Consider the following 14,440-nt stretch of genomic DNA (forward strand, 5'->3'; position numbering starts at 1 on the left):
GACGAGGGGCGGCCGGAAGCCGGAGGGCGAGTTGTGCACAGCACCCGCTTCGAAGCGAACTCCCCGGTCTCTCTGATTGGGAGTAGTAGTAGGGCCTGTGGAAACCGTGGATAACCACATAGACCCAGGTCACACCTGAGATTTTGTCCACGGGCCCTGTGGGCGGCGGCCGTGGACAACCGGGCCTGTCTGTGGAGAACGGAAAGTTCTGCACATCCCGTGCACAGCCTCGGGGCACTTCTCCCCAGTGCCGTCCCCAGCTTTACCCGCCTTTCCCACAGGTCAATCCGGCACCTCGATGTGACGCCTTTCACTCGACGCGGTGAGGAGACGCGTCATGTTGCCGAACAGTGGACAGCGATGTGGAGAAGCCGGGGATCGCTGGGGACAACCGCCTTCAGCCTGTGGGCCGCCGGTGGACAACTGCGTGCACAGCCTGTGGATCTTCGCCCTGTCCACAGGCTGTGGAGAGCGTCCGTCCACGAATCCACAGGCGGCTGAGCTGGTGTGATCGACATCCTGCCACCCCACCTGTGGACGCTGTCTGGACAACTGCGCGGTCCCCAGGATGTGGACGGAGGAAAGTCGCGGAATCTGTGGAGAGGGGCCGTAACCCGGCGGGCATTCGAACAGGGGCGGTCGCGGAACGAGCCGGGGCGGGTGCCGCGGAACGAGTGAGGGCGCCCCGGGAAGACCTCCCGGGGCGCCCTCGGCGCCTTGTCCGGCGTCGTCCGCGCGGACGGACGTCAGCCGTTCTTGATGCGGTTCGTCAGCTCCGTCACCTGGTTGTAGATCGAGCGCCGCTCCGCCATCAGCGCGCGGATCTTGCGGTCCGCGTGCATCACGGTCGTGTGGTCCCGGCCGCCGAACTGTGCGCCGATCTTCGGCAGCGACAGATCCGTCAGCTCACGGCACAGATACATCGCGATCTGGCGGGCGGTCACCAGCGCACGCCCCCGCGAGGTGCCGCACAGGTCCTCGACCGTCAGCCCGAAGTAGTCGGCGGTGGCGGCCATGATGGCGGTGGCCGTGATCTCGGGGGCCGTGTCCTCGCCGCCCGGGATCAGGTCCTTGAGGACGATCTCGGTCAGGCCGAGGTCCACGGGCTGGCGGTTGAGCGACGCGAACGCCGTCACCCGGATCAGCGCGCCCTCCAGTTCGCGGATGTTGCGGGAGATGCGGGAGGCGATGAACTCCAGGACCTCCGGCGGCGCGTTCAGCTGCTCCTGGACCGCCTTCTTGCGCAGGATCGCGATGCGCGTCTCCAGCTCGGGCGGCTGGACGTCGGTGATCAGACCCCACTCGAAGCGGTTGCGCAGCCGGTCCTCCAGGGTGATCAGCTGCTTGGGCGGCCGGTCCGAGGACAGCACGATCTGCTTGTTGGCGTTGTGGAGCGTGTTGAAGGTGTGGAAGAACTCCTCCTGCGTCGACTCCTTCTGCGCCAGGAACTGGATGTCGTCGACGAGCAGGATGTCCATGTCGCGGTAGCGCTTGCGGAACGCGTCCGCCTTGCCGTCGCGGATGGAGTTGATGAACTCGTTGGTGAATTCCTCCGAGCTCACGTACCGCACCCGGGTGCCCGGGTAGAGGCTGCGCGCGTAGTGCCCGATGGCGTGCAGCAGGTGCGTCTTGCCGAGCCCCGACTCCCCGTAGATGAAGAGGGGGTTGTACGCCTTCGCCGGTGCCTCGGCGACGGCCACCGCGGCGGCGTGTGCGAAGCGGTTGGAGGCGCCGATGACGAACGTGTCGAAGAGGTACTTCGGGTTGAGGCGCGCGGTGGGCTCGCCCGGGCCCGTCGCCGGCGCGGGCTGCGCGGCCAGCGGACCGGGGGCGCCGCTGGTGGGCCGGCCCGTCCCGGTGGGCCCGCCACGGTGCACCTGGCCGCCGCCGGGCGGCTCCGGGAGGTCGCGGCGGTCGGGGCGCTGCTGGTCGAAGTCGGGGCGCCCGCCGCTGTACTCGGGGCGCTGCTGCTCGTACGGCGGCCGGGCCGGCGACGGTGTGCGGTAGTCCGGCGGCGGCGTCGCGTACGGGTCGCGCTCGGGGAAGCCGAGCCGCTGCTGCTGCCAGCCGTAGTCGTCCTGGGGGGAGCGCGGCCAGGCACCGGGCTCGGAGCGCCGGTATTCGCCCGGGTACGCGGGCCGGGCGGGCGGCAGCTGGTCCGCGCGGGCCGGCGGGACCTGTTCGGTGCGGGGGGCGGGGAGCTGGTCGCCGGGGCCCGTGGGGAGCCGGTCGGGCCGGCCCGCGCGGTGGTCGTCGGCACGGTGGCGGCCGTATCCGTCGTAGCCCCCGTGGCCCTCATGGCCGTCATGGCCCTCATAGGTGTCACGGCCCTGGGGGGTGGGGAGCTCGGACTCCTCGTAGCGCGGCGGGGCGGTGGCGGCCGGAGCCGGGGACTCGCCGACGGAGTCGTCGACGGTGATCGCGATGCGGATGGGGCGGCCGCACTCACGGCTCAGCGTGTCGCTGACGACCGGGGCGAGCCTGCCCTCGAGGACGCCCTTCGCGAATTCGTTCGGTACGGCGAGCAGGGCGGTGTCGGCGACCAGAGCCAGCGGCTGGCAGCGCCTGATCCAGTGCTCGTCCTTCGCCTCGACACCCGGTCCGCGCCCCTCACCGAGAAGCCGCTCGAGTACGCGTGGCCACACTGCGGCAAGATCGGCAGGTACGTCAGCCACAGGGCACGCTCTCTCACAGGTCCCACGAACGTGTGGTCGTGGGACGGGTCGGGACGTCGGTCGGGCGGACCGGCCGGGAACGAATCAGCCGGTCCGGGGACAAGGGAACGAATCGGAGTCCAGTCACGGTAGTCAGCGCGACCGGTACGGTTCAAGTTGTTGTCCCCAGCCTGTGGACAAGTGTCTCTCCCGGGTCGCTGGTTTGACCGGATGCCGCGGCCCCGCGTACCGTAACCAGGTCGAGTTGTCGATGGCTGCTGCCGCCTGCCTCCGATGGGCACAGATCACGCACCAGTGCCCCGACCAGGGCACATTTCGGTGATCGGGAAGCGGTGCACTCGGGCGTAATGCGAGCTACTCGTGGGCGCACGGTGACAGCCAGGCGACGCCCCGCCACCCACCGAATCACTACTGGAGCCCCCGAGTGAGCAAGCGCACCTTCCAGCCGAACAACCGTCGTCGCGCGAAGACCCACGGCTTCCGGCTGCGTATGCGCACCCGTGCCGGCCGCGCCATCCTGGCGTCCCGCCGCAGCAAGGGTCGCGCCCGACTGTCCGCCTGATCGCGGACAGGTCATGACGTGCTGCCTACCGAGCATCGGCTGAGGCGGCGCGAGGACTTCGCGACCGCGGTACGCCGGGGACGTCGGGCCGGACGCCCGCTTCTCGTCGTCCACCTTCGTAGCGGTGCCACGGACCCGCACGCGCCTGGGGAGAGCGCTCCCCCGACGCGTGCGGGTTTCGTCGTGAGCAAGGCGGTGGGTGGCGCGGTCATACGCAACAAGGTGAAGCGCCGGCTTCGCCATCTGATGCGTGACCGAGTGGCCCATTTGCCCCCCGGTAGCCTGGTAGTCGTACGAGCGCTGCCCGGTGCGGGTGACGCCGACCATGCACAGTTGGCCCGAGACCTGGATGCCGCCCTTCAACGGCTGCTGGGAGGAGGGGGCGCGCGATGAAGTACCCGCTACTGGTTCTGATCAAGCTGTACCAGTGGACGATCAGTCCGTTGCTCGGACCGGTCTGTAAGTACTACCCCTCGTGTTCTCACTACGGCTACACAGCCATAGACCGGCACGGCGCGGTCAAGGGGACGGCACTCACGGCCTGGCGCATTCTGCGGTGCAATCCGTGGTCGCTCGGCGGTGTGGACCATGTCCCGCCGCGCAAGCGTCCGCGGTGGCACGAGATGCTGCGCAACGCCTGGCGTGCACGCAAGGGCGGGCCCTCCGCCGCCGAGCCGGCCACCGAGGGGGACACCATCCCGTCGAGCCCGGCCGCAGAGACCTCGTCCCATGCCCAAGGAGCATGATTAGTGGACACGATTGCCAGCCTCTTCAGCTTCATCACGACACCCGTCTCCTGGGTCATCGTCCAGTTCCACACGGTGTACGGCGCGATCTTCGGGCCCAATACCGGGTGGGCCTGGGGGTTGTCCATCGTGTCCCTGGTGATAGTGATCCGTATCGCCCTGATTCCGCTCTTCGTGAAGCAGATCAAGGCGACGCGCGCGATGCAGACGCTCCAACCGGAGATGAAGAAGATCCAGGAGCGCTACAAGAACGACAAGCAGCGTCAGTCCGAAGAGATGATGAAGCTGTACAAGGAGACGGGCACCAACCCGCTCTCCTCGTGCCTTCCCATCCTGGCGCAGTCCCCGTTCTTCTTCGCCCTGTACCACGTGCTCAACGGCATCGCATCGGGTGACAAGATCGGCGTCATCGACGAGCAGCTGCTGGAAAGCGCGCGGAAGGCACACATCTTCGGCGCCCCGCTGGCGGCCAAGTTCACGGACAACGCGGACAAGGTGGCCCAGCTCGGCGCCTCGTTGACCGACGTCCGGGTCGTCACCGCGGTCATGATCGTCCTGATGTCGGCGTCGCAGTTCTACACACAGCGCCAGCTGATGACGAAGAACGTCGACACGACGGTGAAGACGCCGTTCATGCAGCAGCAGAAGATGCTGATGTACGTCTTCCCCGTCATGTTCGCCGTCTTCGGCATCAACTTCCCCGTCGGTGTCCTGGTCTACTGGCTGACCACCAACGTCTGGACCATGGGCCAGCAGATGTATGTGATCCACAACAACCCGACCCCGGGTTCCAAGGCCCAGGCCGCCTACCTGGAGCGCCTGTACAAGCACGTCACGCACCACGGCAAGACCCGTAACCGGCGTGAGCGGACCATCGTCAAGGCCATCGTCATCAAGGGCCGTGACCGCAACGAGTTCGAGCGCAAGTTCATCAACGGTCTGAACAAGGCGGGCCTCGCGGCCCAGCCCGACGGGACCGTGGTGCAGAGCGAGGCCGCGGCCGTCGCCACCGTCGAGGACGGTGCGCCGACCACGAGCGCCCCCAAGCGCCAGCAGCCCAAGCGGCAGAGCAAGGCGCAGCGTCAGACCGGTGGGTCCAAGTCGGCGGGTGGTTCCGAGCCCATGTCGTCCTCGTCGCGGTCGCTGAGCAAGTCCGACGAGCCACAGGACGTCGAACCGAAGGACGCCAAGCCGGCCGGTTCCGCCAAGAAGCCGGGCGCCCAGCCCGGCTCCGGCGCCCGCAGCAAGGCCCAGTCCGGCCAGCGCAAGGGTCCGCAGCGGCCCAAGTCCCCGTCCAAGAAGTAAGAAGGAGTCCATCCCGTGACGGAAGGCACCACCTCCGCCGCTGCCGAGGGTGCAGACACCCTGACCCGCCTGGAGCAGGAGGGCGAGATCGCGGCGGACTACCTAGAGGGTCTGCTGGACATCGCCGATCTGGACGGCGACATCGACATGGACGTCGAGGCCGACCGCGCCTCCGTGTCGATCATCAGCGACACGGGCGGCCGCGACCTGCAGAAGCTGGTCGGCCGTGACGGCGAGGTGCTGGAGGCGCTCCAGGAGCTGACGCGCCTGGCCGTGCACCGGGAGACCGGCGACCGCAGCCGGCTGATGCTGGACATCGGGGGCTACCGGGCCAAGAAGCGTGCCGAGCTCTCGGAGCTGGGCGCCGAGGCGGCGGCCGAGGTCAAGAACAGCGGCGAGCCTGTGAAGCTCAAGCCGATGACGCCGTTTGAGCGCAAGGTGGTGCACGACGCGGTCAAGGCCGCGGGCCTGCGCAGCGAGTCGGAGGGCGAGGAGCCGGAGCGCTTCGTCGTCGTGCTGCCTGCCTGATCCGGTCTGTACGTTGTTCCGGCCCCGTCTGTTGCGCAGACGGGGCCGAACTTTGTCAGCCTGGTAGTCCCCCACGGCTGCGGTCCCGGCAGCCGATGGTCCCTGATAGTCCTGGCGGGGTGCGTCGAGCGCTCCCCGGCCGTACGGAAGGACGGTCCCCGTGACGGAGGCAGCAGAGCTTCCCCCCGCGCCCGAGCAGGCCCGCGATGTGTTCGGCGATCGGTTCGCGGACGCGGTCCGCTACGCGGAACTGCTCGCCGAGGCGGGTGTGCAGCGCGGTCTGATCGGCCCACGGGAAGTGCCCCGACTGTGGGAGCGGCATCTGCTGAACTGTGCGGTGCTCTCGGAGGTCGTGCCCGAGGGAGTGACCGTGTGCGACGTCGGCTCCGGCGCCGGACTGCCCGGTATCCCGCTCGCTCTGGTCCGCGACGACCTGAAGATCACGCTGCTCGAACCGCTGCTGCGGCGTACCAACTTCCTCACCGAGGTCGTCGAGCTGCTGGGCCTTGACCACGTCACCGTCGTCCGTGGCCGTGCCGAGGAGGTCATGGGCAGGATTCCGCCGGTCCACGTCGTGACCGCGCGGGCCGTGGCCCCGCTGGACCGTCTGGCGACCTGGGGGATTCCACTGCTGCGCCCGTACGGGGAGATGCTGGCGCTCAAGGGGGACACCGCGGAGGAGGAGCTCAAGAGCGCCTCCAGCGCCCTGAGCAAGCTCGGAGCCGTGGAGACGTCCATCCTCCACGTCGGTGAGGGGATCGTGGATCCGCCGTCGACCGTGGTGCGCGTGGAGGTCGGGGAGAGCCCAGGCGGTGTGCGCTTCGCGGCCAAGCGGGCGAAGGCGGCCAGGACCGGACGGACCCGGCGGCGGCGCTGATCCCGGCAGCCGGCCGCGTCAGCCCCCGGCAGCCCGTTCAGTCGGCCGCCCGACCCATGAGTGGGCGCGACGAGTGGCGATCAGCGTGGAGCACAGCCACGCAAGCAGAGCCACGACCACGACGAAGGTGCCCGCAGGTGACCAGCAGCCCGGAGGAGACGTACGTCGGGCCTCCCCTGCTGTCCGGCGTGGTGAGCCAGGCGGCTACGAGGGGGCCGACGAGGCTCGCGGCGGGCCAGGGGGGAGCAGCACGTACCACAGTGCCGTGCCCCGTATGACCCGACTGAGGTCGGCCGTCGTCGACCGCCTGGCGAGCGCCCGGACCCGGCGCAGGAACACATCGGTGGCGGCGCATCCCGGGGCCACGGACACCACGCTGATCCCTGCGATCTCCAGAAGCACGACCCAGCGGCCCTGGTCGCGGGGGGACGCCGGCCGTGATGCTCTCCTCGCCGAGTGCCTTCACCCCTGCCCCCGGGGGATGACCCGGTAGCCGAGGGTCTTGAGGGCGGGGACGGCCAGGTTCCGACCGCCGGGCTGCACCAGGGTCAAGCTGCTGGTGGTGTCGTCTGCCGCCTGCCTCGCGAGGTTGCCGGTGCCGATCCGGATGCCTCCGCGAAGGAACTGCTCCCCACGCGCCATTTGATCAGCTCCTGGAGACGCGTGTTTGAAGGCAGACGGTCCAGGCGGACGGGTTCGGCCGGACACGGCAGGTGCAGGTTCTCCAGGGCGGGGCAGTCGCCCTGGAGGGAGAGCATGTGTTCGGGGCTGTCGGACGGAGGCGTCAGGAGCACGGATTCGGCTTCCGGGAGCATGTGAAGGAAGGAGGCCATCTGGCCGGTGGCCACCTTGCCGTTCGGGACGACCTCGACCACGCGCGTCCGATCCGGCCGAAGGTCGCCTGGCCCTCGATGCTCCGCCAGCCAGCCCTGCCATGCGACCGCCTGCAAGAAGACGATGAGTGCGACGGTCACGTCGACGACCAGGCGGGCGAGAGTTCCCGGGTATGCGGCGAGCCCGGACAGTCGCGGCTCTGCGTCGGCGGCTGCGTTGGCGTTACTGTGGGCCGGTTGTTGAGTGGGCATACTCCACGCAAGTAGCCAAACGTACGCATATCGGGGTGTCGTGTAGGTGTCAACCTGACCGCCGTGCATCGTGTTTCACGTGAAACGTCGCTCACTGCTGCACGGCATCATCAGTCGCGGCCGGGCTGCGGCCGAACCCCGTGACCGTAAGCCCCTTGGATCCCTCGGAGAGTCGTCCACCCACAGTGCCCGGTCCCCCGTGGAGGGTACGGAGTTGTCCACAGAGGTGGATTTCTCCACAGAAGGCCAGACCTCACTGGTTCACGACCCCGAAGACATGGGAGGCTCTGTTCATCGCGAGCCTGAAGTCGAGGAGAGTGAATCCTTGCGGTCCGACGCCAACATCGCGGGACCGATGACCGATCCGGTCCCCGGTCCCCGTACCGAGTCGATGGGGGAGGATGTTTCACGTGAAACACCGCCCCCGATGGACGACACTCCCATCGGTCGTGCTGCCCAACTTGCGGTGGAGGCACTGGGGCGCGCCGGCGAGGGTCTGCCACGGCCCGAGCAGACCCGGGTCATGGTGGTTGCCAATCAGAAGGGCGGGGTGGGCAAGACGACGACAACGGTCAATCTTGCCGCGTCCCTTGCCCTGCACGGCGCCCGCGTCCTCGTTGTCGACCTCGACCCTCAGGGCAACGCATCCACTGCGTTGGGAATCGACCATCACGCTGATGTCCCTTCCATCTACGACGTGTTGGTGGAGAGCAAGCCGCTCGCGGAGGTCGTCCAGCCGGTCCCCGATGTGGAGGGTCTCTTCTGCGCCCCGGCCACGATCGATCTCGCCGGCGCGGAGATCGAGCTGGTGTCCCTGGTGGCGCGGGAGAGCCGACTGCAACGGGCGATCCAGTCCTATGAGCAGCCTCTGGACTACATCCTCATCGACTGCCCGCCCTCGCTCGGCCTGTTGACGGTCAACGCACTGGTCGCCGGGCAGGAGGTCCTCATCCCGATCCAGTGTGAGTACTACGCGCTGGAGGGCCTGGGCCAGCTGCTGCGCAACGTCGACTTGGTGCGGGGGCACCTCAACCCCGCCCTGCATGTGTCGACCATCCTGCTCACCATGTACGACGGCCGGACGCGTCTGGCGTCCCAGGTCGCGGAAGAGGTGCGCAACCACTTCGGCGACGAGGTGCTGAGGACGAGCATTCCCCGCTCGGTCCGCATCTCCGAGGCGCCGAGCTACGGACAGACCGTGCTGACCTACGATCCGGGGTCGAGCGGTGCTCTCTCCTATCTTGAGGCGGCACGGGAAATCGCGCTGAAGGGCGTGGGCGTACGGTACGACGTGCAACATGCCCACATCGGCGCCCAGACGGAACAGAGCATGGTGGAGGGGATCCAGTGAGCGAGCGACGGAGGGGGCTGGGTCGTGGTCTCGGCGCACTGATCCCTGCTGCTCCTACGGGGGAGAAGGCTGCCGGCCCGGCTGGAGTGGGCGGCGGTGCGTCTGTGCCACCGGCCACAGTGCCCGTACTGACGGCGGAGCGGGGAGTGGCGGCTGCGAAGGTGGCGACGCTGCCACCTGTTTCACGTGAAACGGAGGAGTCGTCGGCGAGCGGTGTCTCGGAGACCCCTGCGGTCCCGTTCGGTGTCCACTTCGCCGAGCTGCCCCTCGACTCCATCACCCCCAATCCGCGGCAGCCTCGGGAGGTGTTCGACGAGGACGCCCTCGCTGAGCTGATCACCTCCATCAAGGAGGTTGGGCTTCTCCAGCCCATCGTGGTGCGGCAGATGGGTCCGGCACGCTACGAGCTGATCATGGGTGAGCGGCGCTGGCGGGCCTGTCGCGAGGCCGGCCTGGAGGCCATCCCCGCGATCGTGCGGGCCACGGACGACGAGAAGCTGCTCCTGGACGCCCTCCTGGAGAACCTCCACCGGGCCCAGCTGAACCCGCTGGAAGAGGCGGCCGCCTACGACCAGCTCCTCAAGGACTTCAACTGCACCCACGACCAGCTGGCCGACCGCATCGGCCGGTCCCGCCCACAGGTCTCCAACACCCTGCGATTGCTGAAGCTGTCCCCTGCGGTGCAGCGTCGGGTGGCCGCCGGAGTGCTCTCAGCGGGCCATGCCCGGGCCCTGCTGTCCGTCGAGGACTCGGAGGAACAGGACCGGCTGGCGCACCGCATCGTGGCCGAGGGGCTGTCGGTGCGAGCCGTCGAGGAGATCGTCACTCTGATGGGGTCACGGCCGCAGAGTGCCCCGCGTTCCAAGGGGCCACGCGCCGGCACCCGGGTCTCTCCCGCGCTCAGCGAACTGGCGACCCGGCTGTCGGACCGCTTCGAAACCCGGGTGAAGGTCGACCTCGGCCAGAAGAAGGGAAAGATCACTGTCGAGTTCGCCTCGATGGATGATCTTGAGCGGATCCTCGGCACCCTTGCTCCCGGTGAGGGACCGGTCCTCCAGAAGAGCCTTCTGGACCCTGACCATGAGGAGTCGGAGGACTGATTCGACCCCTGGGTCGGCGTCCCATGGCCGTCCGGCCACTGGAGCGGGCCGTGTCCGGTGTGTACCGGAACACGGCCTGCTCTTTGCTTTCAGGTGGTATCGATGGAATCACATCATGGATACGATGCGAACGGGTTTGGCATCCATCTGGCGCCTTCATCGGGGAGGCGGGGGTCATGCGGACCATGAGTCGCACCGGGCTGGTGACCGTGGCCCTGGGCCTGGGGGCGGTCGGGGGGTTCGTGGCGGCTTGCTCAGGGAGCGGAGCACTCTGACAGCCGCCCGAGGTGCTGCGGGCGAAGGAAGCGAGGAACTCCTTTCATGGGGCGTCGGCTGGTACCGCTTACGCTGGACAACCTTTCCGACCTTCCGAAACGCTGCCGGGGGTGCGTGTTCTGGGAACTGGACCCCGTCAGCGGTGAGGCAGCGGTAAGGGCCGACACGGCCGCGCTGGAGAAGGAGGCGTGGATCTCCGCCGTTCTGCTGGACTGGGGATCCTGCGGCCGGGTGGTCTACGTCGACGAGGTGCCGGTGGGTTTTGTGCTCTACGCGCCACCCGCGTATGTGCCGCGCTCCTCGGCTTTTCCGACGAGTCCGGTGTCACCGGACGCCGTTCAGTTGATCACGGCCTTCATCATGCCGGGCTATCAGGGCCAGGGACTCGGCCGTGTGATGGTCCAGACGGTGGCCAAGGATCTTCTGCGCCGCGGTTTCAAGGCGATCGAAGCCTTCGGCGACGCCCGCTGGAAGGAGCCGGCCTGCCTCCTGCCCGCCGAGCATCTCCTGGCGGTCGGCTTCAAGACGGTACGGCCGCACCCCACGTACCCCCGGCTGAGGCTGGAGTTGCGTTCGACGCTCTCCTGGAAGGAAGACGTCGAACTGGCTTTGGACCGCCTCCTGGGAGCCGTGCAGAAGGAACCGGCGCTGCGGCCGCTGTGAGGACGGCCGTCCCCTCTCATCTGCTCCGGTCACGCGAATGGGCCGACCCTGACGGGTCGGCCCATTCGGGTTTCACGTGAAACGTCGCTGCGTTGGTTCAGCGGCGTCCGCACCGCACTACTCGGCGATGAAGTCCTCGAGGTCCCGGAGGATCGCGGCCTTCGGCTTGGCACCGACGATGGTCTTCGCGACCTCGCCGCTCTGGTAGACGTTCAGGGTCGGGATCGACATGACGCCGTACTTGGCGGCCGTGCCCGGGTTCTCGTCGATGTTGAGCTTGACGATCTCGATCTTGTCACCGTACTCGGCGGCGATGGCCTCGAGCGACGGGGCGATCTGGCGGCAAGGACCGCACCAGGCAGCCCAGAAGTCCACCAGGACAGGCTTGTCGCTCTTGAGGACGTCCTGTTCGAAGGAGTCGTCGGTCACGTTCTTCAGGGTGCCGGCCACGGCGGGCTCCTTAACTTGGTGAAGCGATCGTGCGTACGGGGGTCAGACGGTGGTCTTCTCGGGTTCGGCCTGCTGCTCGCTGTCCGTGAGGGCGGCCAGGAAGCGTTCGGCGTCGAGAGCAGCGGAGCAGCCGGTGCCTGCTGCGGTGATCGCCTGGCGGTAGGTGTGGTCGACGACATCGCCGGCGCCGAAGACACCGCTGAGGTTGGTCCGGGTGGAGGGCGCGCCGACCTTCAGGTAGCCCTCCTCGTCGAGGTCGAGCTGGCCCTTGAAGAGCTCGGTGCGCGGGTCGTGTCCGATCGCGATGAACAGACCGGTCACCGGCAGCTCGCTGAGTTCCCCGGTCTTCAGGTTGCGCAGCGTCAGGCCCTCCAGCTTGGGATCGCCCTTGATCTCGGCGACCTCGCTGTCCCAGACGAACCGGATCTTCGGGTCGGCGAAGGCGCGGTCCTGCATGGCCTTGGACGCGCGCAGGGTGTCACGGCGGTGGACGATGGTGACGGACTTGGCGAAGCGCGAGAGGAAGGTGGCCTCCTCCATCGCGGTGTCGCCGCCGCCGACCACGGCGATGTCCTGGTCCTTGAAGAAGAAGCCGTCACAGGTCGCGCACCACGAGACACCGCGTCCGGACAGGGCGTCCTCGTTCGGCAGGCCCAGCTTGCGGTGCTGGGACCCGGTGGCGACGATGACGGCCTTCGTCTTGTGGACCGTACCGGACGTGTCCGTGACGGTCTTGATCTCACCCGTGAGATCGACGGCCACGATGTCGTCCGGGACCAGCTCGGCGCCGAAGCGCTCGGCCTGCGCGCGCATGTTGTCCATGAGCTCGGGGCCCATGATGCCGTCCTGGAAGCCGGGGAAGTTCTCCACCTCGGTGGTGTTCATCAGCGCACCGCCCGCGGTGACGGCACCCTCGAAAACGAGTGGCTTCAGCGACGCGCGCGCGGTGTAGAGCGCCGCCGTGTAGCCGGCGGGCCCGGAGCCGATGATGATCACGTTACGGACGTCGCTCACGGCTTCATTCCTCGTCTCTGGAGACTGCTGCTGCTGCGGATGGGAGCCTCTCCCATCACTCTCACCCACCCAACGGATCCTAAGGGGCCCGCATTCCCGGTGTGTCCGGGCACACGGAGACACGGCACCGCACACAGATGCCAGAAGAACACCCGGGTGGGAACCGTCCCGCTGTGGGGACCTCAGGAACGGGCGTAGGAACGGGTGAGCAGGACCTTGCCGGGGGACGTGGCATGCTTCACGCACGCGGCGTCGACGATGCGGGCCGTGACCTTCGTGGGGTCCGAGGCATCGGGTGTCACCACGAGGTAGACGGCGGTCCCGTGGTACACCCCCTCGTCCACAGCCAGCACGGTTGTGTTGCTGAGCGACTGCTCTATACAGCGGGGCACACTGATGGTGGTGCCCTCCAATGTCTTGTTCGGCTCCATGCCCGTGGAACTCCTCGTGCCGTCGTCGGACGCGACGCCCCAGGGCTTGGCGCTGTCGGTGCGGCCCCGGCTCGTCCCCGTGGCCAGGAGGGTTGCCACCTGGCTCTGAAGGGTCCCCTCGGAGTACGTGTGCGCCGCGTCGGTCTGCTGCTGTGCGGCCGTCTGGGACGCCTTGCCCGGGTCGTCGCTCAGCGTCTGCACCAGGAGAGTGCCCAGGCCCAGGGCGGCGGCCGTGAAGACGATTCCCAGGGTCACGGTCCGCCGCACGCTGCGGCGCCCACGCTTCCCTCGACCCGGCCCGGTGCCCGCACGGGCGTGCCCCGGAGAGCGGCCGGTCGGCGACGAGAGCGATGTTTCACGTGAAACATGCGCGACGGAAGACTCAGAGGAGGGAACGTCCAGGGGAGCGGTCGCGTCCAGCAGGGCCTCCGCGGCGAGCGCGGCCTCGATCCGGCCTGCCACGTCGCCCGGCATACGGGATGGTCCCGGAAGGGTGCCCAGGAGGCCGCGGATCTCCTCCAAGGACTCGTAGACGTCGGCACAGAGGACGCAGCCGTCCAGATGACGTCGTACGTCCGTGGTGCGGGAAGGCGGAAGAAGACCTTCGCTGAGGTCGGAGAGCTCCTCGACCTCCGGATGCCCGGCCGCGTCGGTCGTGGATGTCACGCTCGCCCACCTCCGCCCTTCACAGCAGCTGAATCGCCAGGTTCTGCATCGTGTGGTTCCGCTGCGGGTGGGACGGATGCTCCCTGCGCCTGGTTCCGTCCATGGCCCGGTGTCCTGCCGTCCTGGCCGCAGCCCTCCGTCCTGAGATGGGTGAGCAGCGGCAGCAGTCTGGCTCTGCCGCGGGCGCAGCGGCTCTTCACCGTCCCGGTCGGCACCTCCAGGATGCGGGCGGCTTCCGCGACCGGGTAACCCTGCATGTCCACCAGGACCAGGGCGGCACGCTGGTCGGCCGGCAGCGTGCCCAGGGCTTCGAGCAACTCGCGGTGCAGATCGTTGCGCTCGGCCGGCGCGGACGCCGATTCATGTGGCTCCAGGAGCTGTTCCAGCCGTTCCGTGTCCTCGACGGGTGAGGTCTTCCGGGACGCCGCCTTGCGGGCACGGTCCAGGCAGGCGTTCACCGTGATCCGGTGCAGCCAGGTGGTGACGGCCGACCGGCCGCGGAAGGTGTGGGCGGCCCGGTATGCGGAGACGAGGGCGTCCTGGACGGCGTCGGCGGCCTCCTCCCGGTCTCCCAGGGTCCGCAGAGCCACGGCCCAGAGCCGGTCACGGTGGCGTCGTACGAGTTCACCGAAGGCGTCGGGGTCGCCCCCCACATGACGGGTGAGGAGGTCCTGATCGCTTGCTTCGCCGTACCCGGCTCCATCGGCCATC

General features: G+C 68.4%; 15 protein-coding genes. 9 read left to right on the forward strand and 6 right to left on the reverse strand.

Going from position 1 to position 14,440, the window contains the following annotated elements:
* Positions 1 to 746: 746 nt before the first annotated feature.
* The gene (gene dnaA, locus ACFSL4_RS05200; protein WP_381078992.1) at positions 747 to 2,675 is read right to left on the reverse strand and encodes a chromosomal replication initiator protein DnaA; all 1,929 of its coding nucleotides are present in this window, start codon (positions 2,673 to 2,675) and stop codon (positions 747 to 749) included.
* Between the two features lie 424 nt (positions 2,676 to 3,099).
* On the opposite strand from dnaA, the gene rpmH reads away from it, so the two are divergent.
* The 6 genes from rpmH (at position 3,100) to rsmG (ending at position 6,693) form a co-directional block, all read left to right on the forward strand.
* On the forward strand, positions 3,100 to 3,237 hold the full coding sequence (gene rpmH / locus ACFSL4_RS05205; RefSeq protein WP_003956500.1) for a 50S ribosomal protein L34: 138 nt from the start codon (positions 3,100 to 3,102) through the stop codon (positions 3,235 to 3,237).
* Between the two features lie 18 nt (positions 3,238 to 3,255).
* The gene (rnpA, locus tag ACFSL4_RS05210) at positions 3,256 to 3,630 is read left to right on the forward strand and encodes a ribonuclease P protein component (protein ID WP_381078994.1); all 375 of its coding nucleotides are present in this window, start codon (positions 3,256 to 3,258) and stop codon (positions 3,628 to 3,630) included.
* The gene (yidD, locus tag ACFSL4_RS05215; protein WP_381078996.1) at positions 3,627 to 3,983 is read left to right on the forward strand and encodes a membrane protein insertion efficiency factor YidD; all 357 of its coding nucleotides are present in this window, start codon (positions 3,627 to 3,629) and stop codon (positions 3,981 to 3,983) included. The genes rnpA and yidD overlap by 4 nt, the downstream gene beginning before the upstream one ends.
* A gap of 3 nt (positions 3,984 to 3,986) precedes the next feature.
* On the forward strand, positions 3,987 to 5,288 hold the full coding sequence (gene yidC / locus ACFSL4_RS05220; protein WP_381078998.1) for a membrane protein insertase YidC: 1,302 nt from the start codon (positions 3,987 to 3,989) through the stop codon (positions 5,286 to 5,288).
* 15 nt (positions 5,289 to 5,303) lie between these two features.
* The gene (locus ACFSL4_RS05225; RefSeq protein ID WP_381079000.1) at positions 5,304 to 5,816 is read left to right on the forward strand and encodes a Jag family protein; all 513 of its coding nucleotides are present in this window, start codon (positions 5,304 to 5,306) and stop codon (positions 5,814 to 5,816) included.
* A gap of 160 nt (positions 5,817 to 5,976) precedes the next feature.
* Positions 5,977 to 6,693, forward strand: coding sequence for a 16S rRNA (guanine(527)-N(7))-methyltransferase RsmG (gene rsmG, locus ACFSL4_RS05230; RefSeq protein ID WP_381079002.1), 717 nt, complete (start codon positions 5,977 to 5,979; stop codon positions 6,691 to 6,693).
* Between the two features lie 462 nt (positions 6,694 to 7,155).
* On the opposite strand, the gene ACFSL4_RS05235 is transcribed toward rsmG, so the two are convergent.
* The gene (locus tag ACFSL4_RS05235; protein WP_381079004.1) at positions 7,156 to 7,335 is read right to left on the reverse strand and encodes a hypothetical protein; all 180 of its coding nucleotides are present in this window, start codon (positions 7,333 to 7,335) and stop codon (positions 7,156 to 7,158) included.
* A 720-nt stretch (positions 7,336 to 8,055) separates the two neighbouring features.
* Here ACFSL4_RS05235 and ACFSL4_RS05240 point away from each other — a divergent pair.
* From ACFSL4_RS05240 to ACFSL4_RS05250, 3 genes are all read left to right on the forward strand, one after another.
* Positions 8,056 to 9,129 carry a ParA family protein gene (locus ACFSL4_RS05240; RefSeq protein WP_381079053.1) on the forward strand — a complete coding sequence of 358 codons (1,074 nt, stop codon included), beginning with the start codon at positions 8,056 to 8,058 and terminating at the stop codon, positions 9,127 to 9,129.
* Positions 9,126 to 10,229, forward strand: coding sequence for a ParB/RepB/Spo0J family partition protein (locus ACFSL4_RS05245; protein ID WP_381079006.1), 1,104 nt, complete (start codon positions 9,126 to 9,128; stop codon positions 10,227 to 10,229). Before ACFSL4_RS05240 ends, ACFSL4_RS05245 begins: the two co-directional genes overlap by 4 nt.
* A gap of 321 nt (positions 10,230 to 10,550) precedes the next feature.
* Positions 10,551 to 11,168, forward strand: coding sequence for a GNAT family N-acetyltransferase (locus ACFSL4_RS05250; RefSeq protein WP_381079008.1), 618 nt, complete (start codon positions 10,551 to 10,553; stop codon positions 11,166 to 11,168).
* 117 nt (positions 11,169 to 11,285) lie between these two features.
* On the opposite strand, the gene trxA is transcribed toward ACFSL4_RS05250, so the two are convergent.
* The 4 genes from trxA to sigM form a co-directional block, all read right to left on the reverse strand.
* Positions 11,286 to 11,618, reverse strand: coding sequence for a thioredoxin (gene trxA, locus ACFSL4_RS05255; RefSeq protein WP_381079009.1), 333 nt, complete (start codon positions 11,616 to 11,618; stop codon positions 11,286 to 11,288).
* A gap of 42 nt (positions 11,619 to 11,660) precedes the next feature.
* On the reverse strand, positions 11,661 to 12,632 hold the full coding sequence (gene trxB / locus ACFSL4_RS05260; RefSeq protein WP_381079010.1) for a thioredoxin-disulfide reductase: 972 nt from the start codon (positions 12,630 to 12,632) through the stop codon (positions 11,661 to 11,663).
* A gap of 182 nt (positions 12,633 to 12,814) precedes the next feature.
* Positions 12,815 to 13,729, reverse strand: coding sequence for an anti-sigma factor family protein (locus ACFSL4_RS05265; protein WP_381079011.1), 915 nt, complete (start codon positions 13,727 to 13,729; stop codon positions 12,815 to 12,817).
* On the reverse strand, positions 13,726 to 14,439 hold the full coding sequence (gene sigM / locus ACFSL4_RS05270) for an RNA polymerase sigma factor SigM (RefSeq protein WP_381079013.1): 714 nt from the start codon (positions 14,437 to 14,439) through the stop codon (positions 13,726 to 13,728). Before sigM ends, ACFSL4_RS05265 begins: the two co-directional genes overlap by 4 nt.
* Position 14,440: the final 1 nt, after the last annotated feature.

This window comes from Streptomyces caeni, from assembly GCF_042678285.1.
GTDB lineage: Bacteria > Actinomycetota > Actinomycetes > Streptomycetales > Streptomycetaceae > Streptomyces > Streptomyces caeni.